The 21672-nt window shown below is 73.2% G+C and carries 18 protein-coding genes; 8 read left to right on the plus strand and 10 right to left on the minus strand.

The features are described 5' to 3' along the window. The first annotated feature begins 111 nt into the window (after positions 1-111). The gene (locus tag ACFVQ3_RS12005; RefSeq protein WP_387639098.1) at positions 112-954 is read left to right on the plus strand and encodes a VOC family protein; all 843 of its coding nucleotides are present in this window, start codon (positions 112-114) and stop codon (positions 952-954) included. 102 nt (positions 955-1056) lie between these two features. Here the strand turns inward: ACFVQ3_RS12005 and ACFVQ3_RS12010 are convergent, their stop codons facing one another. Next, entirely contained in the window at positions 1057-1953 is an 897-nt protein-coding gene (locus tag ACFVQ3_RS12010) for an HNH endonuclease (RefSeq protein WP_387639100.1), read from the minus strand. Between the two features lie 437 nt (positions 1954-2390). On the opposite strand from ACFVQ3_RS12010, the gene ACFVQ3_RS12015 reads away from it, so the two are divergent. Beyond that, a complete protein-coding gene (locus ACFVQ3_RS12015) occupies positions 2391-2966 on the plus strand; it encodes a hypothetical protein (RefSeq protein ID WP_387639103.1) in 576 nt (191 codons plus the stop codon). A 13-nt stretch (positions 2967-2979) separates the two neighbouring features. Here the strand turns inward: ACFVQ3_RS12015 and ACFVQ3_RS12020 are convergent, their stop codons facing one another. Next, positions 2980-4638: an exonuclease domain-containing protein gene (locus ACFVQ3_RS12020; protein WP_387639106.1), complete on the minus strand. Its 1659-nt coding sequence runs from the start codon at positions 4636-4638 to the stop codon at positions 2980-2982. Positions 4639-5140: 502 nt separating this feature from the next. Then, positions 5141-6169 carry a hypothetical protein gene (locus tag ACFVQ3_RS12025; protein ID WP_387639108.1) on the minus strand — a complete coding sequence of 343 codons (1029 nt, stop codon included), beginning with the start codon at positions 6167-6169 and terminating at the stop codon, positions 5141-5143. A 273-nt stretch (positions 6170-6442) separates the two neighbouring features. On the opposite strand from ACFVQ3_RS12025, the gene ACFVQ3_RS12030 reads away from it, so the two are divergent. Together ACFVQ3_RS12030 and ACFVQ3_RS12035 are read left to right on the plus strand one after the other, a co-directional pair. Continuing rightward, on the plus strand, positions 6443-7402 hold the full coding sequence (locus ACFVQ3_RS12030; protein WP_387639111.1) for a hypothetical protein: 960 nt from the start codon (positions 6443-6445) through the stop codon (positions 7400-7402). Positions 7403-7588: 186 nt separating this feature from the next. Further along, on the plus strand, positions 7589-8434 hold the full coding sequence (locus ACFVQ3_RS12035; RefSeq protein WP_387639114.1) for an SDR family NAD(P)-dependent oxidoreductase: 846 nt from the start codon (positions 7589-7591) through the stop codon (positions 8432-8434). 278 nt (positions 8435-8712) lie between these two features. On the opposite strand, the gene ACFVQ3_RS12040 is transcribed toward ACFVQ3_RS12035, so the two are convergent. From ACFVQ3_RS12040 to ACFVQ3_RS12060, 5 genes are all read right to left on the minus strand, one after another. Beyond that, positions 8713-9129: an Hsp20/alpha crystallin family protein gene (locus ACFVQ3_RS12040; protein WP_387639116.1), complete on the minus strand. Its 417-nt coding sequence runs from the start codon at positions 9127-9129 to the stop codon at positions 8713-8715. Positions 9130-9253: 124 nt separating this feature from the next. Further along, complete coding sequence (locus ACFVQ3_RS12045; protein WP_387639119.1) at positions 9254-10051, minus strand: excalibur calcium-binding domain-containing protein; 798 nt, start codon at positions 10049-10051, stop codon at positions 9254-9256. Positions 10052-10197: 146 nt separating this feature from the next. After that, complete coding sequence (locus ACFVQ3_RS12050) at positions 10198-10815, minus strand: class I SAM-dependent methyltransferase (RefSeq protein ID WP_387639122.1); 618 nt, start codon at positions 10813-10815, stop codon at positions 10198-10200. A 269-nt stretch (positions 10816-11084) separates the two neighbouring features. Beyond that, positions 11085-11723, minus strand: a complete 639-nt coding sequence (locus tag ACFVQ3_RS12055) for an SDR family oxidoreductase (protein ID WP_387639125.1) — start codon at positions 11721-11723, stop codon at positions 11085-11087. An 82-nt stretch (positions 11724-11805) separates the two neighbouring features. After that, positions 11806-12228, minus strand: coding sequence for an organic hydroperoxide resistance protein (locus ACFVQ3_RS12060; protein ID WP_387639128.1), 423 nt, complete (start codon positions 12226-12228; stop codon positions 11806-11808). Between the two features lie 177 nt (positions 12229-12405). Here ACFVQ3_RS12060 and ACFVQ3_RS12065 point away from each other — a divergent pair, with 177 nt between their 5' ends. From ACFVQ3_RS12065 to ACFVQ3_RS12075, 3 genes are all read left to right on the plus strand, one after another. Next, on the plus strand, positions 12406-13884 hold the full coding sequence (locus ACFVQ3_RS12065; RefSeq protein WP_387639130.1) for an amino acid permease: 1479 nt from the start codon (positions 12406-12408) through the stop codon (positions 13882-13884). Positions 13885-14115: 231 nt separating this feature from the next. Then, positions 14116-16239: an MMPL family transporter gene (locus ACFVQ3_RS12070; RefSeq protein WP_387639133.1), complete on the plus strand. Its 2124-nt coding sequence runs from the start codon at positions 14116-14118 to the stop codon at positions 16237-16239. A 128-nt stretch (positions 16240-16367) separates the two neighbouring features. Next, complete coding sequence (locus ACFVQ3_RS12075) at positions 16368-17591, plus strand: Fic family protein (protein WP_387639136.1); 1224 nt, start codon at positions 16368-16370, stop codon at positions 17589-17591. 129 nt (positions 17592-17720) lie between these two features. On the opposite strand, the gene ACFVQ3_RS12080 is transcribed toward ACFVQ3_RS12075, so the two are convergent. Further along, the gene (locus ACFVQ3_RS12080) at positions 17721-18635 is read right to left on the minus strand and encodes a YbhN family protein (protein ID WP_387639139.1); all 915 of its coding nucleotides are present in this window, start codon (positions 18633-18635) and stop codon (positions 17721-17723) included. A gap of 334 nt (positions 18636-18969) precedes the next feature. Further along, positions 18970-20316 (minus strand): NAD(P)/FAD-dependent oxidoreductase, encoded by a 1347-nt coding sequence (locus ACFVQ3_RS12085; RefSeq protein WP_387639142.1) that lies wholly within the window; start codon positions 20314-20316, stop codon positions 18970-18972. Positions 20317-20628: 312 nt separating this feature from the next. On the opposite strand from ACFVQ3_RS12085, the gene ACFVQ3_RS12090 reads away from it, so the two are divergent. Next, positions 20629-21570: an ATP-binding cassette domain-containing protein gene (locus tag ACFVQ3_RS12090; RefSeq protein WP_387639144.1), complete on the plus strand. Its 942-nt coding sequence runs from the start codon at positions 20629-20631 to the stop codon at positions 21568-21570. The last annotated feature ends 102 nt before the right edge of the window (positions 21571-21672 follow it).

Consider the following 21672-nt stretch of genomic DNA (forward strand, 5'->3'; position numbering starts at 1 on the left):
ACCCGAACTGCACACTCGGCGTCGCTGCACTCCTCCGGAGGCCCGTGTCGGCGGTGGCTGCGAAGGTGGGAGGCGGGAGGCCCCGCACCGGGCGGGACCGGGAAGGTAGCGATGAGCACACCGACGCAGCCCCGCACGTACCCGCACGGGGTCCCGTGCTGGGTCGACACCGAGCAGCCCGACGTCGACGCCGCCACCGCGTTCTACGGCGCCCTGTTCGGGTGGACGTTCACCGACAAGATGCCGCCCGACGCACCGGGGCGCTACGTCGTCGCCTCGCTCGACGGGCAGGACGTCGCGGCCATCGCCTCCCCACCCGACGGGGGTGACGCGACCCCCGAGTGGATCACCTACGTCGCGGTCGACGACATCGGTGTGACGGCCGGGGCTGTCGCGGCCGACGGCGGCGTGCTGCTCTCGGGCCCTGAGATCGTCGGCCCACCCGGACGCATGGCCTCGGTCCAGGACCCGCAGGGCGCGCGGTTCCGCCTGTGGCAGGCCGGCACGCGCCTCGGTGCGCAACGCGTCAACGAGCCGGGGACCTGGAACTTCAGCAACCTCCTCACCCCCGACCCCGACCGCGCCCTCGACTTCTACGGCCCGCTGCTCGGATGGGAGGCCGACCCCGAGCTCGGTGCCGGGATGTTCCGCGTCCCCGGCTACGGCGACCACCTCGCGCGGACCGTCGACCCCGGAATCCACGAGCGGCAGGAGTTCGCGCCGCCGGGATTCGCCGACGTCGCCGCGGGCGTCGCGCGCGTGTCGGGGCAGCCCGCGCGCTGGGACGTGGCTTTCTCCGTCGCCGACAGGGACGAGAGCGCAGCAGCGGCCGAGCGGGCCGGAGGGGTCGTGCTGTCGACGTCGGAGAACGAATGGGTGCGCGAAGCGGTCGTGCGCGACCCGCAGGGCGCGGAGCTGACGCTGTCGCAGTTCGCGCCGCGGGAGTGGGGGTAAAGAGGCGGAGCGATTGAGTACCGTGCCCCCGGCCGCGTCTGCGGCTCTGAGGGAGGTCAAGCGTCCAGCTCTTGGCCGACCTCGCTCTGCGGTGGCCAAGTGTCAGCCGCCTGCGTGGTCTCCGAAACGTTCGAAGCGTGAGGCGAGCAACTCAGGATGTGGCCGATCGCCGCGTCGGCGTGGAACGGTGATCTGGCGCCCGTGCATTTCCTGGAGCCCGTGCTTGAGCATGGGGCCGTCAATCTCTTCGAGAAGGTCGAGCGCGATGCGGACCTCGTAGTCCGGCGTGACAGCGAGCATGTTGTGGTCGTAGGCAGCGTGGTGGATCTTGCACAGTGCGAGACCGTTGTTCACGATGGGGAGGCCACGCTCGTCACTGTCCGGGACGATGTGTGCGGCATCGAGGAGAGCGCCGTGCTTGAGGTTGCAGATGGCACATTGTGTTTCGTAGGCGACGAGAACGCGCGTACGGAAAGCCGGCTGATGCAGGCGCTGTTTGGCGAGCCGAAGTGCATACGCACGCTGTGGCGCCGTCAGGTGGCCAGGGTCGGGGATGAACCTGAACGCCTCGTCGAGTGCGATGAGGAACTGGCGATTCTCAGGCTCGTCGTCGACGACATAAACAGGCGCGATGGGCGTGTAGATGTTCGGGACCTCCTTGCGGAAGAGGATCAGAGGCATCCCGGTCTCCAGCGCGTGCCGGAGTTTTCGGTTGTCTCCCGTCCACGGATCGCCGGCGCGGTAGGCATAGCGAAGGAGCCCGTCGTCGGACTCGGCGTCGTCGTACGGACCGTTGGCAACGCTCACGATCGATAGCGTCGAAGAGAAGTCCCTAGGGTTGCGGATCCCGCGCGAATAGTCGATGACGGGCAGCTTCCCGCCATCGATCTGAAAGTCGAGAAGCTCGGCGCGATGCAGGAACCCTCCGTTCGCGTCTGCCCGCTCGTGGACCCACTGGATGATCCGAGTGCGGAGGGTGGCTTCGACGGCAGAGTCCATGGCGGAAGCTCATCAGGCGGCGGGGCTGCGTTCAAGCCGTGGGCGGGTGAAGTATGGGCAAAATGCCCAGATGTGATGGAGTAGTGCTGCAGAAGGCGGCGAAGCCTGAGTTCGAGGCGCTCCGCAGGGCTCCTTGCTCGGCAAGACGATTGACTCCAGTTTCTGCCCCCTGTGGACAACCCCCGCCACCCCCTTGACCACCCCCACGATGGGTCCCTGGGCGCGCGTCGCGCGCCCTTCCGGTCCCGCGGCGCACCCGCCGAGCGGCCCGGGCGCCAACGACAGGGGGAGTCTGCATGGGTACGGCCGTCACACGCCTGTGGGCAGCTGCGGGTCTGGTCCTCACGGTGCTCGTCCTCGCGGGCTCCCTCACGGTCCTGGTGAGGTGGGTCGCGGGGGTGGTGCGCGGCGACGAGGTCGTGGCGTACTACGGGGGGATGGGCGTCGTGCTGCTCGTTCTCTACCTTCCGTGGTTCGCCACCCACTACTGGTTCCGGCCGACCCTCGTCGGCCTGCTGCTGCCGTTCGTGGCGGTCTTCCTCTCTCCCTTGCCCGTCGTCGCCTTCCTCGTCAGCCCGGAGTTCGCGTCCCAGGTCGGCGGGGATCCGGTGTCGTCGGCGATGACCACCATGCAGCTGGTCGTCGTCGGCACGCTGTTCCTCGCCCCGATCGCCGGCCCGGTGTGGTTCGTCGCGCGGTGTCGCCGCCGGTGGGCGCAGATGTTCGTCCGGGCAGATGCGGTGCCGGGGGGCCGCGTCGTCGAGCTCGTCGAGGTCGTCCCCTACGCGGAGTGGACCGGTGTGCGGATGGTCGACGTGCGCAGCGGCGAGCGCGCGGAGGGGTATCTCCGGGGGCGTCTTCGTTCGCGGGAGGTGTGCGTGGTCGACGGCGGGCTTCGGGTTGTCGACCGTGTCTCACCGGTCGTGCGTGGTCTCAGCAGGGCGCGGACTCCGCCGACGACGCACTACGTCACGGCACCGTCGGAGGTACCTGACGAAGCCGCGCTGGCGTGACACCCCGGAGTGGTCAGCCGACCGAGACCCGCCCCAGCAGCTCCTCGAACACGCGCTCGCTCACGACCGGGATCCCGTACCGCCGAGCGGTGCGTGCCTTCCCGGACAGCGAGTCGGGGTCGGCGGCGATGACGACGCGCGTGCGCTTGGTGACGTTCGGCCACGGGGCGAGGCCGGCCGCCCGCGCCTCACGTTCCCAGTCCTCGCGCGGCCGCGTCATGGCCCCGGTCAGCACGATCTCGTCGCCCCGCGCCAGCGCGAACCGCGGCCGGTCGGCCACGGTCGCCACGGCCCCGGCAGTCGTCTTGATCATCACCGCGACGGTCATGCCGGGGCCCGCGACGAGCGCAGTACCGGCACCGGCCGTCGCTGCCGTACGGCCGCCACCCGCCCCGTTGCCGCCACCCGCCCCGTCGCCCTCACCCGGCCCGACGGCGCCGCTCACCTGCGTGCCTGGGTGCGCTCCGCCATCGCGAACCTCGCCGAGGGCGGCAGGCGCCGCGCCCGGGTGCGCTGCAACGTCGGGAACCCAACCGAGAGCGGCAGGCGCCGCGCCCAGGTGCGCTGCGCCGTCGGGAGCCCCGCCGAGGGCGGCAGGCGCCGCGCCCTGATGCGTTCCGCCGTCGGGAACCCCGCCGAGAGCCGAAGTCATCGTGCCCGAGCGCGCTCCGCCGTCGGGCATGGTGCTCGCCCCGAGCGCGTCGCTCCCGGCGACCACCACGCCCCGCTCGGCGCGCACGATCGCTGCCGCGACGTCGTCGGCGTCCATGCCGAGCTGGTCCGCGACCTCGTGGAGGTCGGCGACTTCGCCGTCCGAGAGGACGCCGTCGGACAGGGCGACCCGTGCGAGCGCGTCGAGGTACCCGTGGTGCAGCGACTCGACCTGCGCGCGGCTGAGCCCTGCCTCCTCGGCGGCGGCGAGCAGGGCGCCGCGCTCGGTGAAGGACACGTACCTGTCGAGCAGGGCGAGGTCGAGGAGCGCGAGGTAGTCGTCGGCCTGGGGTGGGTAGGGGACGCGGTCGAGGCGGTCGGACAGGCCGGACAGCCAGTGGCTGGTCGGGCGGCTCGCGCCGCGCAGCACCGGGGTGAAGGCGCCGGACACCGGGAGCGAGGGCCACGAGTGCGTCGCCGAGGCCTCGTGCGCGACGGCCCAGAGCGGGTCGGCGTCGTCGAGCCCGAGGTAGTGCTCGAGGAGCCCGGCCGTGGCACGGGCGTCTCCGAGGGCCGAGTGGGCGCCGTCGTGCACTACCCCGGCGAGCTCGCAGCAGATCGCGAGCCCGCGCGGTGCGGACGGCAGGAACGTCCCGGCGAGGCGCATGGTGCACAGGCACGCGAGCGGGTCGATCCCCACGGGCAGCCCGACGCGACCGAACTCGGCGCGCAGGAACCGGGTGTCGAAGCTCGCGTTGTGCGCGACGATGACGCGCCCTTCGAGGAGCCGTGCGAGGTGCGGCGCGACGACGGCGAACGTCGGCGCGAGACCGACGTCGGCCGCGCTGATGCCGTGCACGTGCTGGGGCCCGAGGTCGCGCTCGGGGTTGACGAGCGTGCACCACTCGTCCTGGACGCGGCCGACGGCGTCGGTGAGGACGACGGCGACCTCGGCGATGCGGTCGTGCTGGCGGGGCGAGAACCCTGTGGTCTCGAGGTCGATCACGGCGAATCCGGGCACGGAGGACAGCGTGCCAGGTCCGGGCTGCGGGGTGAAGTCCCCGCATAGGAGGCGTCGAGGGAGTTCTCGCCGAGCGAGACGCACGAATCGTTTTTAACCTGGACGGACATACCAATTCATCGGGAGCCGTAGTGCGCACTGCCGCCATCACGACCACAGTCCTGCTGTCCGTCGCCGTGCTCACGGGCTGCAAGGGCGGGGAGACGGGCCCTGGGCAGCCCTCGCCGACTCCCACCTCGACGAGCTCCCCGACGACCCCGCCGGTCACCCCGTCGCCGACTCCCACCCCGTCGCCGACGCCGACTCCCACCCCGACACCCACCGACCCCGCCACGCCCACGGAACCGGGCGCTAACGACGTGTCGATCCGGGTCCAGATCCCCGAGCGCACGGCCCCGCCCTCGGACGACTGACGCCATGAGGCGGTCTGCCCGAGCCGCCCCAGCAGGCACGGGGACCGTCCCGCGCGAGCGTCCCAGCAGGGGCTGAGCGCCCGCCGGGTTCAGCCCTTCGGGCGCGCCGCCCGCCGGCGGCGCCTCGCCTCCTCGGCGCGTCCTTCGGCGGCCTCGAGCTCACGGTCGACCGCAGCCAGGGCCCCCTCCGCCGCGCAGAGCGCTCCCCGCGCCTCGTCGAGCGCCGCGCGGGTGTCGTCGCGTGCGGCGGCGAGCCGGGCGATCTGCTCGTCGAGCTCGCTCAGCCGCGCGTCCAGCGGCCCGACGGCGTCGCTCGCCTCCCGCACGACGTCGACGGCCTGGTCGCGGCGACCTTCGAGACGGTCGATCTCCGCGGCTGCCGCGGAGACCTCGAGTTCTGCGTCCGCGAGGGCGGTATCCGATCCCGAGTGCTCGGTCCCGGGGCCCGACCTGGAGGCCTCGTCGTCCTGGCGCTCCTCCGCCCCACCGTCCTGACCGGCCGCCGCCCCGGCGCGCCGCGCGCGGGTCCCGGCGGCCGCCCCACCGCCCCGCCGCGCCGCGCGTTCCGCGCTCAACGACACGACGTCGGCGTCCTCGCCGGACTCGTCGACGATCCCGAACCCGACGTGCTGCAGCGCCTGGGTCAGGCGCCCGGCCTGCACGAGGGCCCCGGCGTCACGGTCCATGACGGCCGCGGTGAGCGTCTCGCCGAGCCGCCGCAGCGCCTCGCCCGACACGGGCCGCCCGCCGACCCCGCCCGCCTGCGACACCTCCCGGACCAGCGCGTCGACCAGGCGTCGGCGCTCGTGGTCGAGCTCGGTGAGGCGCGCCCGGTCGCGTGCCTCGGTCGCGGCGCGCAGGTCGTCGCCCAGCGCGACGAGGCTCGCGACCTGTTCGGGGTGCGCGCGGGCGACCTGGTTGACGACCCACGCGGCGACGGTCGGCTTGGTCAGCGCGCTCAACCGGGCGGCGCCCACGGTGTCCCCGGCGGCAGTCGCCTCCTTGGTCGCGGCGTTCCGGGCGGCGACGAACTCGTCGAGGGGGAGGGCGAACAGCCGGTCGACCGCCTGCTCACTGGTAGCGCCGGTAGCGCCGGTCGTGCCGGGGACCTCGCTCATCGGTCCAGCGTCGCACCGTTCACGGGTCGGCACCCCCGGGGTGATCGACGGCGCGCGGACGGTAGGGTCCGGGGTGACCGCGCCCCGGCCCGCGCCGGGCTCGTCCCGCCCGGTCGTCGACATGCAGGGGAGCCCATGGACCAAGAGTCGCCGCTCGGCGTCGCCACGGAGACCCGTGGGGAACCCGGCGCCACCACCGGGCCAGCCACCACCGAGCCGCCCGTCACCGACGGTGTAACGGCGGACGTGGCTCCCGGCGCGGCGCCTGGTGCGATGCCCACCGCGACACCCGCCGCCTCGCCCGCCCCCTCGCCCGGCGCGGAGCCCGATGCAGCCGCGCACCCTCCCGCACGCCCCAGGCTCCGCATCCCGCGGATGCCCGCGACGCTGCCCGGACGACGACGCCCCGACCCGACCACCGCAGATCCCGCCGCCGACGACGCGGCCGACGCTCCGCCGTCGGGCCGGGAAGGGGCCGGGAGCAGGCCGCGCCTCGACACCCTGGTCACCGGCTGGGTGGGCCGCGCCCTGGACGCGTACCCGCGCCCCGTCCTGCCGCTCACCGACCACTGGGACGCCTCGGTCGCTGGGCTCGTCCGCCAGGTCCCGTACGTGCCGCGCTTCGCGACCCGGCCGCTCGAGCTGCTCGACCGGTTCGGGGCGGTGCACGTCGGGCCCGGCGAGGTCGGGTTCGACGGCGACGCGATCGACTGGGACCGCGTCCTCGAGGTGCGTACGCAGCCGGCGTGGTCGAGCCTGTCGGCCGACGCGCTCGAGGCGAACTTCGCCCAGTACCTGCGCGTGATCCCGCGCGTGCCGGGGCGCGGCTGGGTCCTGGGCAAGGTCTCGGAGCTGCTCGTGTCGCTGTACCTGTCGGTCGTCCCGCTGCCCGACGACGGCGCTCGCCTCCTGGAGGCCGACGCCACGTCGAGCGGCGAGACGGGGCCGACGGGCGCCTCGTTCACGCGACGGACCGTGACCGAGATCCGCTACAAGCGGCGCATCGGTGAGGGCGAGCGGCAGGCGAGCACGACGTCGGTCCTGCTGCAGCTCGCGTTCCCCGGCTCGACCGACGCGATGCTCGCGCTCGCGGCCGAGCGGGGCGTGCCGGTCGTGCACGTCCCGGTCGACGAGGGCGAGATGGGCGCGACGATCAAGCGGGCCGCGGCGTGGCGCTCGACGGCGCTGGGGCTGCGGGACCGCTTCGCACGAGACACCGGCCCGACGGCGTAGCCAGGCCCGGGCGGCGGCCCTCGGCACGTGACGGCGCGTGACGGCGCGTGACGGCACGTGACGACACGGGTCGGCGCGGGTCGGCTCGGACGATGAGCGACGCCCGCGGCGTCCTGCCGGGTGCCCGCGCGCGGTCTACGCTCCGAGAGGGGCACGGCGACGGCACGACACGAGGCGAGGCAACGCATGGCACGCAGGACGATCGTCATCACGGGAGCGAGCGACGGGATCGGGGCGGCGGCAGCCCGGGCGCTCGCCGAGGACGGGCACGAGGTCGTGGTCGTGGGACGCTCGCCCGAGAAGACCGCCGCGGTCGCGCGCGAGCTGGGTGCCGACCACTTCGTGGCCGACTTCGCGCGCCTGGCCGAGGTGCGGTCGCTCGCCGCGCAGCTGCGCGACCGCTACGAACGGATCGACGTCCTCGCGAACAACGCGGGCGGCATCATGGCCGACCGTCAGGTCTCCGAGGACGGCCACGAGCTGACCTTCCAGGTCAACCACCTCGCGCCGTTCCTCCTCACGACGCTGCTGCTCGACCGGTTGGAGGCGAGCCACGCGAGCGTCATCAGCACGAGCAGCGCCGCGCACCGGCTGTTCAGCGACTTCCACGTCGACGACCTCGAGTCCGAGCGGTCGTACGCGCCCAACACCGCGTACGGCAACGCCAAGCTGGCCGTGAACCTGTTCACGCGCGAGCTCGACCGCCGGTACCGCGCGGCCGGGATCTCGGCCGCCGCGTTCCACCCGGGGGTCGTCGCGACCAACTTCGCGGCGACGTCGACGAGCAGCATGCGCGTCATGTACCAGACGGTGCTGAGCCGCTTCCTCACGTCGTCGGCCAAGGGCGCCGACACGCTCGTGTGGCTCGCGACGACGACCCCGGGCGTCGACTGGGAGCCGGGGAGCTACTACGTGAAGCGCAAGGTCGCGACGACCCACCCGCTCGTGGGCGACGCACGGCTCGCGGCCGACCTGTGGGACCGGAGCGAGGCGATGGTCGCCGCCGACGGCGCCCCGGGAGCCGCGGCCTGAGGCCTGGGCCCCAGCGCCCGGTGCCGAGCATGCGGTGGGCGTCGGGATCTGCCCGGATGCCGACGCCAACCGCATGCTCGAGGAACGGCAACCGCATGCTCGCGGACGGGCTGGCGGGTGCCGCCGTGCGGGCCGCAGCGGCCACCACGGCCGCATCGGCTGCGCTCCGCCCCTCCCCGGACAGCACGACGGGCCCGGTGCTCTCGCACCGGGCCCGTCGACTCACCTCGCCACGGGCCGAAGGGGGGTGACCTGCGGCGGGGAGGTCTGGAAGACCGTCAGGACGCGGAGGTCGTGACCTCGATGCGCTGCGGCGTCGTGCCGGCGTAGACGCCGGAGACGGTGACGGTCAGGACGCCTGCGTCGTACCGGGCGCTGATGGCGCTCGCGTCGGCGGCCTGCGGGAGGGTCACGACGCGGTGGAACGCGCCGTAGCGGACCTCGCGGACGCGACGGCCCTCGGCCTCCTCGGCTCGCTCGTCCTTGCGCTCGCCGCGCACGACGAGCTTGCGGCCCTCGACCTCGACCGTGACGTCCTGGGCGGGGTCGATGCCCGGCAGGTCGAAGCGTGCGACCAGGTCGTTGCCGTCCTGGAAGACGTCGGCGTGGGCCGGGACGCCTGCCACGGGGCGTGCGGTGAGCAGGTCGCGCAGTGCGCGGTCGAACGCGGGAGCGGTGGTCAGGGTGGTCGTCATGGTGACTCCTTCAGTCGTGATGGAACCTCTGACGGGTACAACTTGAGTCACCCACGCTCAATTCCAAACCGGCGTTCGCCCTGGACGAACGAAGGGCTCGGCCCCTCGCGGTTCCTCGTCGCGACTACTCGCACCCCACCCCGTCGCCGTCGCGGTCCAGCTTCTTGCTGTACCCGGGTTCCCCGACCCGGATCGGCGCCTTGCCCGCGGCGCGGACGGCGTCGCAGTTCGCGTAGGACACGGCACCGCCACCGCCCCCGCCGACGATCCCGGCGGGCGCTTCCGGCGTGGTCTCCTTCGGTGTGCTCGACGAGGTGCCCGAGCGACCCGTCGCCGCGCTCCGCGCCTGGAGGTCCGCCTCGGCCGCGGTGACCGCGCCCTCGCGCCCCTCGACGGCCGTCACCCGGGCCTGGAGGTCCGCTTCTGCCGTCACGGTGGCCGCCTCGCGGCTCGCGAGCTCGGTCTCCTTCGCCACCACGGCCTCCTCACGTGCCGCGAGGTCGGCCTGTGCGGTGCCCAGCTCGTCCTGGGCGGTCGTGAGCGCCGCGTTGTCCTCGTCCAGGGCGGCGCGAGCCTCCGTCGCCTCGCCCAGGGTGGCCTCGGCGGCGGCGAGCCGAGAGCCCGAGGTTCCCGTCCCCATCATCAGCCCGACGATCAGGAAGGCGAGGCACAGGAAGGCGACGAGGACGATGCGCCGCGTGCGGCCGTCTCGGCGGGCGACGGCGTCGGGGCCGCCGGCCGCGAGTCCTGCCAGGGGGAGCAGCATCGTCTCCTCGCGGGGCTCGGCGGCCTCGTCGTCGACCCAGAGGGGCCAGTCGGCAGGCTTCGCGGGCCAGTGGGGGTCGGGTGACCAGCTCGGGTCGGGGGTCCACCCTGCCGGTGGGGTGGGCCAGCCAGGGGGCGGGTTGAAGCGAACGGTCATGTGTGTGGCTCCTCGTCGAGCGGGCACGCGCACGGCGGTGCCGGTGTCGACCGCCGGTCGGTCGACACCCGGAGGCTAGGGGAGCGGACCCCCTGGCGTCAGCATCCTGGAGGGGGTGAATTCCCCCCGGCGCGGACCGTGACCCGTCAGGCGCCCGGGACGCCCAGCACCGCGACGAGGAAGTCGCCGTCCTCGGCGAACGGCCGCAGGTCCCACGTCGAGAGGGTGAGCTGGACCTCGAGCCCGGCTTCGGCGGCGTCGGCGAAGAACGCGTCGAACGCGTATCCGCGTCCGGCCCCGAACCCGACGACGGCCCGCCCTCCCGGCGCCAGGTGCGCCCGGAAGCGGCGCAGCACCTCGACCTCGGTGCCCGGCGCGAGGAAGGTCACGACGTTCCCTGCGCACACGATCACGTCGAACGGCTCGGCGATGCCAGCCGCGGGCAGGTCGAGTTCGGCGATGTCGCCGACGAGCCACGTCGAACCGGGGTGGTCCGCCTCGGCGGCCTCGATGAGCACGGGGTCGACGTCGACGCCCACCACGACGTGACCGCGCACCGCGAGCTCGGCGCCGACGCGCCCGGGCCCGCTGCCGGCGTCGAGGATGCGGGCGCCGCGGGGAACCATCGCGTCGACCAGCCGGGCCTCGCCCGCGAGGTCGGCGCCCTGGGCCGCCATGGCGCGGAACCGCTCGACGTACCAGGTCGAGTGGGACGGGTTCACGGCGGTCTTCTGCTCCCAGCGGGTGGGGTTGGCCTTGCTCACCGGTGGCTCCTCGGGGTCGGGCGGTGTCTGACGGGTCGTCCAGGTCGGGCGGTGTGCCGCTCGGCGGCCGGTGCGAACGCCGCCGCCGCAGCTTCGACCGTACCCCCACCGGGTACCGACCTGGTGACCGTCCAGTGCCGACCCGTCCCGGTCTCAACGGCCGGACCTCCCCCCACCCGCCGACCACGAGGTTGCCAGCGGTCGAGGACGGGATCGAGGTCGGCATCGGCGTCGGAACGACCTCGACCCCGTGCTCGGCACCCAGCGGCCTAGCGGCCGAACACCTCCAGGACCGGCGTCTCGCCGTCGACGAAACGGACGAATTGCCCCACGGTCGACGGCGAGCGCAGGGCCTGCGCGACGACCAGGGCGACGTTGCCGCGCGACGTCCTGCCCTCGTGCGCGTCGACCGTGATCGTGCCGGTCGCCTCGTCGTTCGTCAGGGTGCCGGGGCCCAGGATCGTCCAGTCGAGGTCGGTGCCGCGCAGGTGGTCGTCGGCTGCGAGCTTGGCGTCGGCGTACGGGAAGAAGCTGTCGTCCTCCGCGATGCCGTGGTCCGGCACCGAGCCGATCCACGACACCATGACGTAGCGCGAGACCCCCGCGGCGGCGGCCGCGTCGATCGAACGGATCGCGGCGTCCCGGTCGACGGCGTAGGTCCGGTCGGGGTCCCCGCCGCCGGCCCCGGCGGACCACACCACGGCGTCGTGCCCGCGCAGGGCCTCGGTGATCTCCTCGGTCGTCGCGTTCTCGACGTCGAGCAGCACCGGGGTGCCGCCGAGCTCCTCGACGAGCGGGAGCTGCGACTCGTGCCGCACGATCCCGCTCACCTCGATCTTGTGGTCGGCGAGGATGGGGACGACCAGGCGACCCACCTTGCCGTGGGCTCCGATCAGGGCGACGTTCATGGTTCTCCTCGGGATGTCGGGGACGGTGCTCCCTCCACGGTGCACCGCGCGGGCGCTCCCCGCTCGCCGGGGAGGGGTCGGGCTACTCGTCGACCACCGCCACGGTCACCTCGATGTTGCCGCGCGTCGCGTTCGAGTAGGGGCACACCTGGTGCGCCTGCTCGACGAGCTCCTGCGCCACGTCCCGCTCGACGCCGGGCAGGCTCGCCTCGAGGTGCACGGCGAGGGTGTAGCCGCCGCCCTCGAGCGGGCCGATCGAGACGCTCGCGCCGATGGCCGAGTCGGCGACGGTGATCTTGCGCTGTCGTGCGACGCCCAGGAGCGCCGAGTGGAAGCAGGCCGCGTAGCCGGCGGCGAAGAGCTGTTCGGGGTTGGAGCCGTCGCCGCTGCCGCCCATCTCCTTGGGCACGGCGACGTCGAGGTCGACGCGTCCGTCGGTCGACCGGACGTGGCCGTTGCGGCCTTCTCCGGTGGCCAGTGCTTCCGCGGTGTAGAGAACCTTCATCGTGCTACCTCCAGGTGGGGCGGTCGGGCGAACCCCTCGAACGTATGTCGCTCGGGGCAACAGAGAGGGGTCGGTTCGCCCAGAGCGCAGCGGGCGTGCTTCCCGGTGCCCGGGGGCGGGTACCGTGGAACGGCGCCATCTCGGCGTCCTCCCCGAGCACGGACAGACCGCACCCCCATGAGCAACGCACCCACGCCGTCGGGCACGCCTGACAGCGCTTCCCCCACCCTGCCCGACGACGCCGCGCACCCCACCGCGCCCGGCACCACCGAGCAGCTCTCCCACGGCCTGCGCACCCGCCACCTGACGATGATGGGCCTGGGCTCCGCGATCGGGGCCGGCCTGTTCCTCGGCAGCGGCGTCGGGATCGCGACCGCCGGACCCGCCGTCCTGGTCTCCTACGCCGTCGCTGGCCTGCTCGTGATCCTCGTGATGCGGATGCTCGCCGAGATGGCGTCGGCCGTCCCGTCGAGCGGGTCCTTCTCGGTGTACGCCGAGACCGCGCTGGGCCGGTGGGCCGGGTTCACCATGGGGTGGCTGTACTGGTTCACGCTCATCATGGTGCTCGGCGCCGAGATCACGGGCGCCTCGCAGATCGTGTCCGGGTGGGTCCCGGGCGTGCCGCAGTGGGTCGTCGCGCTCGTGTTCGTGGCGGCGTTCGCGGTCGTGAACCTGTGGGGCGTCAAGCACTTCGGCGAGTTCGAGTTCTGGTTCGCGTTCATCAAGGTCGCGGCGATCGTCGCGTTCCTGGTGATCGGGGTCCTGCTCGTGCTGGGCTGGCTGCCCGGCACCGACCCCGTGGGGACGACCAACATCTTCGGCGACCCTGCCTCGCTCGCGGGCTTCGCGCCCCACGGCCTGCCCGGCATCGCGGCGGGGCTGCTCGTCGTGGTCTTCGCGTTCGGCGGGATCGAGATCGTGACGATCGCCGCGGCCGAGGCCCGCGAGCCGCAGAAGGCCATCGTGACCGCGACCCGGTCGATCGTGTGGCGCATCCTCTTCTTCTACGTGGGTGCGGTCGCGATCATGGCGCTCGTCCTGCCGTGGGACGCACCCGAGCTGCTGAGCGGCCCGTTCGTCGCGGTGCTCGACCTGGCCGGGCTGCCCGGCGCGGCCCGCCTGATGGAGGCCGTCGTGGTCGTCGCGCTCCTGTCGGCGTTCAACGCGAACGTGTACGGGACGTCCCGCATGGCGTTCTCGCTCGCGGGCCGCGGCGACGGGCACCCGGCGCTGACCAAGGTGTCGCCGACCGGCGTCCCGTGGGTCGCGGTGCTGCTGTCGGTGTTCTTCGGGCTCGTGTCGGTGGGGCTCAACTGGCTGCTGCCGGGCGAGGTCCTGGGCATCCTGCTCAACGCCGTGGGCTCGGCGCTGCTCGTCATCTGGGTGTTCATCGCGGTCTCGCAGCTGCGGCTGCGCCCCCGCCTCGAGGCCGCCGCAGGTGGCGCGGACAGGATGACGTTGCGGATGTGGGCCTACCCGGGTCTCACGTGGGCCACGCTCGCCGGTCTCGCCGGCCTGATCGTCCTCATGCTGTTCGACGACGACGCACGCGTCCAGCTCGTGTCGACCCTGGTGCTCGTGGGCGTCATCGCGGGGATCTACGCGGTGCGCTCGCGCCTGCGGGGGCGCGCCGGACGGGCCGACCGGACGGCGTGACCCAGGGCCTTGCCCGGCGGCCTGACGCAGCGGCACGCCCCGGGGCCTGACGCAGCGGCACGCCCCGGCGGCCGGTCCCGCAGGCCGCCGCACCCGGCGGCTTGACCCGGTACGGGCGGCTTGCGGGGCCGGTCGGCAGCGCGGCCCGGCCTTCCCGTTGACACCCACCCCTTCGCGGGTGTGCGCTGGAATCTCGCGCCAGAGTGCACCGGGAGTCCCGGGGGAGAACCCATGTCTCGCATCGCCGGCTGGATCACGCACCGCTACGCCAAGTGGGTCGTCATCGCCTTCTGGGCGGTCGTCCTCGCACTGACCGGGCCCCTGGCGGGCAAGCTCACGGGCGCCCAGGACAACGACGCCAAGTCGTGGCTCCCGGCGAACGCCGAGTCGACGCAGGTGCTCGACGTCGCGAGCAGCTTCACGTCGCCCAACACGATCCCCGCGGTCCTGGTCTACGTGCGCGAGTCCGGCCTGACCCCGGCCGACCTCGCCAAGGTCTCCCAGGACGTCGCGACCTTCGGCGAGCTCGACACCCTGGACGGGGACGTCGTCGGGCCGATCCCCTCCGAGGACGGGCAGGCCGCCCAGGTGATCGTTCCCCTCGACCTGGGCAGCGAGGGCTGGAACCTCGCGGCCGACGCCGTCGCGGACCTGCGTGCGACCGCGGAGGACGGCGCGAACGGCATGGAGATCTACGTGACCGGTCCGGCGGGGTCGGCCGCGGACTCGTCCAAGGCGTTCGAGGGCATCGACTCGACGCTGCTCTACGCGGCCGCGGGCGTCGTCATCGTGATCCTCCTGCTGACCTACCGCAGCCCCACGCTGTGGCTCCTGCCCGTGGTCTCGGCGGGCGTCGCGCTGACCGTGTCGCAGGCTGTGATCTACGTGCTCGCCGACACGACCGGCCTGACCGTGAACGCGCAGAGCGCGGGCATCCTCACCGTGCTGGTCTTCGGTGCGGGGACGGACTACGCCCTGCTGCTCGTCGCGCGCTACCGGGAAGAGCTCCGTCGTCACGAGGACCGGCACGAGGCCATGGCGCTCGCGCTGCACCGCGCAGGCCCGGCGATCGTCGCGAGCGGTGCGACGGTCGCGATCGGCATGCTGTGCCTGCTGTTCGCGCAGATGCGCTCGACGAGCGGGCTGGGGCCCGTGGCCGCGATCGGCATCGTGGTCGCGCTGCTCGTCATGACGACCCTGCTGCCCGCTCTGCTCGTCGCGACGGGCCGGTGGGTGTTCTGGCCGCGCGTGCCGCACCTGGGCGACGACGAGCCGACCGAGCACGGCGTGTGGGCCCGGCTCGGGACGCGCATCGCGAAGCGGCCGCGCCGCGTGTGGGTCGTGACCTCGATCGTCCTGGCCGTGCTGGGCCTGGGCATCACGCAGCTCGACGCGAACGGCCTCTCGAGCGCCGAGTCGTTCCGGGGGGAGCAGCCGTCGATCGTGGGCGAGCAGGTCCTGGCCCAGCACTTCCCGGCCGGCTCGGGGTCTCCCGTGGTGGTCGTCGCCGACGACTCGTCGCCCACCGCGGTCGCCGCGGTGCACGACGCGTTCGCGGCCACCGAGGGGATCGACGCGTCGACCGTGACCGAGCCCGTGTCGTCGGGAGGGTACGCCTACATGGAGGGCACGCTCACGTCCGAGCCGGACTCGCAGGCTGCCTACGACACGGTCGACCGGGTGCGCGACGCGGTCCACGCGGTACCGGACGCCGACGCCAAGGTGGGCGGGGCGAGCGCCATCACGCTCGACGTCCAGCGCGCCTCGGCCGCCGACAACATGCTCATCATCCCGATCATCCTGCTGACCGTGCTCGTCATCCTCGCGCTGCTCCTGCGCGCGATCACGGCCCCGCTCATCCTCGTGGCGACGGTCGTGCTGTCGTTCACGGCGGCGCTGGGCGTGAGCGCGCTCGTGTTCAGGTACGTCTTCGGGTTCGAGGGCGCCGACACGTCGCTGCCGCTGTTCGTGTTCGTGTTCCTCGTCGCGCTCGGGATCGACTACAACATCTTCCTCATGACACGGGTGCGCGAGGAGTCGCTGCGCGTCGGGACGCGTCGCGGTGCGCTCATCGGGCTGGCCGCGACGGGCGCGGTCATCACGTCGGCCGGGCTCGTGCTCGCGGGGACGTTCGCGGTGCTGGGCACGCTGCCCGTGGTCGCGTTCGCGGAGATCGGGTTCGCGGTCGCGTTCGGCGTCCTGCTCGACACCCTCGTGGTCCGGTCGGTGCTCGTCACGGCGCTCAACCTGGACGTCGGGCGGCACATGTGGTGGCCGAGCGCCCTGGGCCGCAAGGAGGACGTGCCGGTCGAGGAGGCCCCGGTGGTCCCGACGGGCGCACCGGTCCGTGAGTAGCGTCCCGCCCGGAAGACCCACGCCCGACGGCGGAGCGCACCTCCCGGGGAGCGGCGCCGTCGGGCGAACTGTGATCAGCCCGGCCCGCTTACTTACATTTTCGTCAAAACTGTTAGTACGATGGAGGCGTGACGACAGATCCGATGCCCCTCGCGCTCGCCCCGGTCGGTCACGAGCAGCACGTCTGGGTGGCGGAGAACGACGGACTGTCCACCCGGGCTCAGATCACCGCCGGGTCCGGGCCGTACACCTCGACGGTCCCCGCCGAGATCGCCGACCTGGCTCCCGACGTCCCGAGCGACCTCGCCGCAGACGTCGAGGTGGCGACCGCCGAGCTCACACGCTTCGACGCGTACGCACGCACCGTGCTCGGCGTGGACAGCCCCGCACTCGGGCCCATGGCGTCGGTGCTGCTTCGCACCGAGTCGGCGTCGTCCTCGCAGATCGAGAACCTCACCGTGGGGGCCAGGCAGCTCGCACTCGCCGAGATCGACCAGTCGACCAGCGCGAACGCGCAGACCGTCGTCGCCAACGTGCGCGCGATGGAGGCAGCGCTCGCGCTGGCCGACCGGCTGGACGAGACCGCGATCCTCACCATGCAGCACGAGCTCCTCTCGGGCCAGCGTGGCTGGGAGCAGCACGCAGGTCGATACCGCGACGGGCTGGTCTGGGTGGGGACGAGCAGCATCAGCCCGCGAGGGGCCCCGCACGTCGCCCCTCAGCCCGAGCTGGTCGCACCCGCGATGAGCGACCTGGTGGACTTCATGCACCGGGACGACCTGCCCGTCCTGGTCCAGGCCGCCGTCGCTCATGCGCAGTTCGAGACGATCCACCCGTTCGTCGACGGGAACGGACGCACGGGGCGCGCTCTCGTCCACGCCCTGCTCCGGTCCAAGGGGGCGGTCCGACACACCACCGCCCCCGTCTCGGCGGGACTCCTGGTCGACACCAAGGCCTACTTCGACGCGCTCACGGCCTTTCGCGAGGGGGACGCCCGGCCGATCGTCGAGCAGTTCGCCCGGGCCGGTCGCTATGCCGCGCGGTCCGGTGCGCAGCTCGTCGACGACCTGGGGGCGCAGATCTCGCAGGCGAAGGAGCAGCTGGGGAGCCTGCGGCCGCAAGCCGCGGCCTGGAAGGTCGTGCCCCACCTGGTCGCCCACCCCGTCGTCAACGCGGCGTTCCTGACCGGCAGGTTGGGGATGAACGCTGTGACCGCGCAACGCGCGTTGGTCCAGCTCTCCGACGCCGGTGTGCTCCAGGAGCGCACCGGCCGGCAGCGCAACCGCATCTGGCAGCACGACGGCATCCTGGCCGTCCTGGACGTGTTCGCTCAGGGGATCCGCCGGCGCTGACCCACGCCCGGACGACCCACGCCCGACGGCGGAGCGCACCTCCCGGGGAGCGGCGCCGTCGGGCGTGGTCTTCCTGACGTGCTGACCGGCTTCGACGGAACCGCGAGCGCCGCGTGGCGCGCGGTGGCGCTAGACCACGTCCGCGCGCTGCAGCCTGCGCAGCGTGATCCAGCCCAGCAGGACCGGGACCCAGCACGAGATCAGCCGGTAGAGCAGGACCGCCGGCAAGGCGATCGTCGACGCGATCCCGAAGCTCACGAGCCCGCCCGTGAGCGCGGCCTCGACCACACCCACACCGCCCGGGGTCGGGGCCGCGGACGCGAGCGTCTGCCCGACCATGGTCGAGAACGCCGCCGCGATCGGGTCGTTGCCGCCGCCGAGCGCCAGGAGACAGGCCCACAGGGTCGCGGCCGAGGACACCGTCGTCCCCATCGCGCCCAGGACCGCGAGGGAGAGCCTGCGAGGGTCCTTCGCGAGCCCGCCGAGCTGGCGGAACGCAGGAAGCACGTCGTCGCGGGCGTACGTGCGGACCGCGTGCCGGAACCGCGGCACCGTGAGCACCACCACGCCCGTGACGACGACCGCGACCGCCGCCGCGAGCAGCGCCCACTTCGCCCAGCCCGGGACGTGGTGGTCGATGCTGCGCCCCGCGACGAGCGCCAGCACCGTGAGGAGCACGAGGTGGACCAGGACCTGCACGATGCTCTGGAGGGCGACCGTGCCCGTCGCGAGCGCCGCGCTCATGCCCGACTTCGACAGGTAGCGGACGTTGAGCGCGAGCGACCCGACGCTCGCCGGGGTCGCGGTGCCCGCGAACGCGTTCGCGAGCTGGACCCGGGTCGTGCGCAGGAACGGCAGGTGCATCGGGGAGCAGGCGGCGAGCGAGGCCGCGGCCGCGAAGAACCCCGACGCGGCGAAGAGCACGGCCAGGAGAGCCCACGCCGGTTGCGCGTCGCGCAGGGCCTCGCCCATGCGCGGGATCTGGCTGATCTCCGGGATGACGACGTACGTCAGCCCGCCGATCAGCACGAACCACACGAGCACGCGCAGGGCGTGGCTCTGGGGGGACCGGGCGGGCTTCGGGGGTGGGCCCGGGGGCTGGCTCGGGGTCTGGTCCGGGGTCTGGTCCGGGGTGGCCTGCGCCTCGGGGGTCGAGGCCCGGGGCTCGGGGTCGGGTGCGTGCGTGATGACGAGCTCCTTGCCGAGGATGTGCGGGCCGTCCCGTGACCCTACCGATGCGCGGGGTGGGCCGTCCCGTTGAGTGTGCAGTTCGGGTCGTCCCTGGCGGCTGGGGACGACCCGAACTGCACACTCGGTGCCGGGCGGCCCGGCCGCCGCCGGACGGCCGAGCGCCGCGGCCGCCCGGCCGCCCGGCACCTCAGTCGTTCGGCGTGACCTCGGGGAGCGGCGCAGGACCGTCCGCGGGCACCCAGCCCTTGGGCGGCCGGACGGTCGGCACGTCGCCCACGATCGGCACCGGGCGGCGGTGGAACGGGAACCCGTAGCGGGTCACGAGCCCCGCGAGCGTCGTGAGGCGGTTGCGGGGCCCGATGAGGCTCATGATGTGCACGAACAGCCACGCCAACCATGCGGTCCCGCGGGTCAGGCGCAGCTTCCCGGCGATGTCCGCGACGGCCGCGCGACGCCCGATGACCGCCATGGTGCCCTTGTCGAGGTACCTGAGCGACGTCGTCGGGCGGCCTTCGACGAGTGCGCGGACGTTGCGCCCCACGACCTTGCCCGACTGGATCGCGGGCTGGGCCAGCTGCGGCAGGCCCGCGGGCGAGATCGCGACGTCGCCCGCCGCGAAGTGGTCCGGGAAGCCCTCGACCTGCAGGTCGTCGCCCACGCGGATGCGCCCGCCGTCGCCCAGGGGCAGGTTCCAGCGCGAGACCTCCTCGTGCGGAGCCACACCCGCTGCCCAGATCGTGAGGTCCGAGCGGATGAAGTCACCGTCGGTGAGCTCGACGCCGTCGGGCAGGACCTTCGCGACGCCCGCGCCCAGGTGCAGGTCCACGCCGCGACGCTGGAGCTCACGTGCCGCGTACGTGCGCAGCTTGGCGGGGAAGGGCTTGATGAGCTCGGTGCCGCGCTGGACGATCTTGACGCTGAACGCGTCGCCGTGGATCTCCGGGTACGCGGGGGCGAGGCCCTGCGTGCGCAGCTCGGCGAGGGCTCCCGCGACCTCGACGCCCGTCGAGCCGCCACCGACGACGACGACGCGCAGGCCGTCGTCGGTCCCCGGTGAGGCGGCGGACTTCTCGAGGCGCACGAACAGGGTGTCGCGGATCTTCAGCGCCTGCGAGCGCGAGTACATCGCGAACGCGTGCTCCTTGGCGCCGGGCGTCCCGAAGAAGTTCGTCGTGACGCCGTTGGCCAGCACGAGGTAGTCGTAGCGGATCTCCTCGTCGTTGAGGAGCCGGAGCGTCTTGGCGTGCGGGTCGAGGCCCACGAGGTGCTCGTGCACCACGCGCACGTTGCGCTGCCCCAGGCGCAGCGCGCGCAGGAAGTACGTGACGTCGCCCGGGTTCAGGCCGCCCGTGGCCACCTGGTAGAGCAGCGGCTGGAACGTGTTGTAGACGCGGCGGTCGATCAGCGTGACGCGCACGGGCGCGCCCGCGAGCGCCTTGACGGTCGCGAGGCCCGCGAACCCGCCGCCCACGACGACGACGTGGGGGAGCTGCGTCCCGGTGGGTGCGGGGTGGGCGGCGGTGCCGTCGTTCACTGTGTGCCTCTCGATACGTCTCGTGTGCGACACGACGATGTGCCGGGTGGTCCGGGGCACGAGCGTATGTCGCTCGGAGGGCGGGGGCGAGAGGGAGGCGAGAGGGGCGGTGCGGGGCGAGACGGGTGCTCCGGGCCGTGGTGCAAGAGCCCGTCTGGGTCCGGACCGCCCCTCTCGTGGGTCCCGCGTGACAGGGATCACGGGGCCGGGTATCTGACGCCGTGTGGACAACCGGGGTTCTCTGCGCGTAACTTCGAACTGACCGGTCAGTCTAAAAGAGTGATCGGACCCGGAACTCTCGGAGGAACCCCCATGAACCAGCCCGTCGCACGGCACAGCAGCGACGAGGCCACGTACCTCGTGCAGGCCCCGACCACCGCGCCCGTCCCCGGACCTGCGGCGAACGTCAACAGGCCCGACGGCGTCGCGCACCTCCCGCAGGGCGAGCTCACCGCCGCGGACATCGCCGACGACCTGACCCTGCGCGGCCCGCTCGGCGGCGAGATCGCCGAGCCCGACACCCCCACGCTCGGCGACGGCACGCCCCCGCACTCCGTCAGCGCCTACGACCTCCAGCTCCACGGCCCGCGCGGCCTCGTCTACGGCCCCGTCGACCTGGAGATCCCTGCCGGCGAGGTCGTCGTCCTCCAAGGCCCGCAGGGTGCCGGCCGCTCGAGCCTGCTCCTGACCCTCGCAGGCCGCATGGCCCCCGACCACACCCCCGACGGCTGGCTCGTCGTGCTCGGCGAGAACCTCACGGGGCGCCGCGCACGTCGCACCGCGGTCCAGCGCCGCGCCGCGATCGCCGGCTTCCACGGGATCGACGAGCTCGACGACGCGGTCACGGTCGGGGACTCGGTGCGCGAACGCCTCACCTGGCTCGCGCCCTGGTACCGCCGGACCCCCAAGGTCACCCAGGAGGTGTACGAGCGAGTGGCCCGCCCCGTGTTCGGCCGCCGCGAGCTGCCCGCGCTCGACGCCATGGTCTGGGACCTCGACGAGGTCGACGCCATGCTCCTGCGGATCGCGATCGCCATGGCCCAGGGCCCCGAGCTGCTCGTGGTCGACGACCTCGACCAGGTCCACGACTCGGCCCGCCGACAGATCGTCTGGGAACGCCTCGAAGCGCTCGCGGCCACGGGGGTGACCGTGATCGGGTCGGTCGCCTCAGCGGGCGAGGTCGACGCGATGCGCTGGGGCCGCACTCCGCACGTCGTGCGGCTCGCGACCGGCCCGCAGCTCGTCCCGGCCTGACCCTGGCTCTGGGGCTCTGGCCCTCGCCCGCCGAGGGTGACGCTCTCGCCCGCCGAGGGTGACGCTCTCGCCCGCCGAGGGTGACGGCGTCGGCGACCCGCA

Origin of the sequence: Oerskovia sp. NPDC057915 (assembly GCF_042887685.1) — a bacterium.
GTDB lineage: Bacteria > Actinomycetota > Actinomycetes > Actinomycetales > Cellulomonadaceae > Oerskovia.

What these genes read in the sequence shown, in the direction of transcription:
- ACFVQ3_RS12005 (WP_387639098.1), top strand. Translation starts at nt 112, where the DNA reads ATGAGCACACCGACGCAGCCCCGCACGTACCCGCACGGGGTCCCGTGC.
- ACFVQ3_RS12010 (WP_387639100.1), bottom strand. Translation starts at nt 1,953, where the DNA reads ATGGACTCTGCCGTCGAAGCCACCCTCCGCACTCGGATCATCCAGTGG.
- ACFVQ3_RS12015 (WP_387639103.1), top strand. Translation starts at nt 2,391, where the DNA reads ATGGGCGTCGTGCTGCTCGTTCTCTACCTTCCGTGGTTCGCCACCCAC.
- ACFVQ3_RS12025 (WP_387639108.1), bottom strand. Translation starts at nt 6,169, where the DNA reads ATGAGCGAGGTCCCCGGCACGACCGGCGCTACCGGCGCTACCAGTGAG.
- ACFVQ3_RS12030 (WP_387639111.1), top strand. Translation starts at nt 6,443, where the DNA reads ATGCCCACCGCGACACCCGCCGCCTCGCCCGCCCCCTCGCCCGGCGCG.
- ACFVQ3_RS12035 (WP_387639114.1), top strand. Translation starts at nt 7,589, where the DNA reads ATGGCACGCAGGACGATCGTCATCACGGGAGCGAGCGACGGGATCGGG.
- ACFVQ3_RS12040 (WP_387639116.1), bottom strand. Translation starts at nt 9,129, where the DNA reads ATGACGACCACCCTGACCACCGCTCCCGCGTTCGACCGCGCACTGCGC.
- ACFVQ3_RS12045 (WP_387639119.1), bottom strand. Translation starts at nt 10,051, where the DNA reads ATGACCGTTCGCTTCAACCCGCCCCCTGGCTGGCCCACCCCACCGGCA.
- ACFVQ3_RS12055 (WP_387639125.1), bottom strand. Translation starts at nt 11,723, where the DNA reads ATGAACGTCGCCCTGATCGGAGCCCACGGCAAGGTGGGTCGCCTGGTC.
- ACFVQ3_RS12060 (WP_387639128.1), bottom strand. Translation starts at nt 12,228, where the DNA reads ATGAAGGTTCTCTACACCGCGGAAGCACTGGCCACCGGAGAAGGCCGC.
- ACFVQ3_RS12065 (WP_387639130.1), top strand. Translation starts at nt 12,406, where the DNA reads ATGAGCAACGCACCCACGCCGTCGGGCACGCCTGACAGCGCTTCCCCC.
- ACFVQ3_RS12070 (WP_387639133.1), top strand. Translation starts at nt 14,116, where the DNA reads ATGTCTCGCATCGCCGGCTGGATCACGCACCGCTACGCCAAGTGGGTC.
- ACFVQ3_RS12090 (WP_387639144.1), top strand. Translation starts at nt 20,629, where the DNA reads ATGAACCAGCCCGTCGCACGGCACAGCAGCGACGAGGCCACGTACCTC.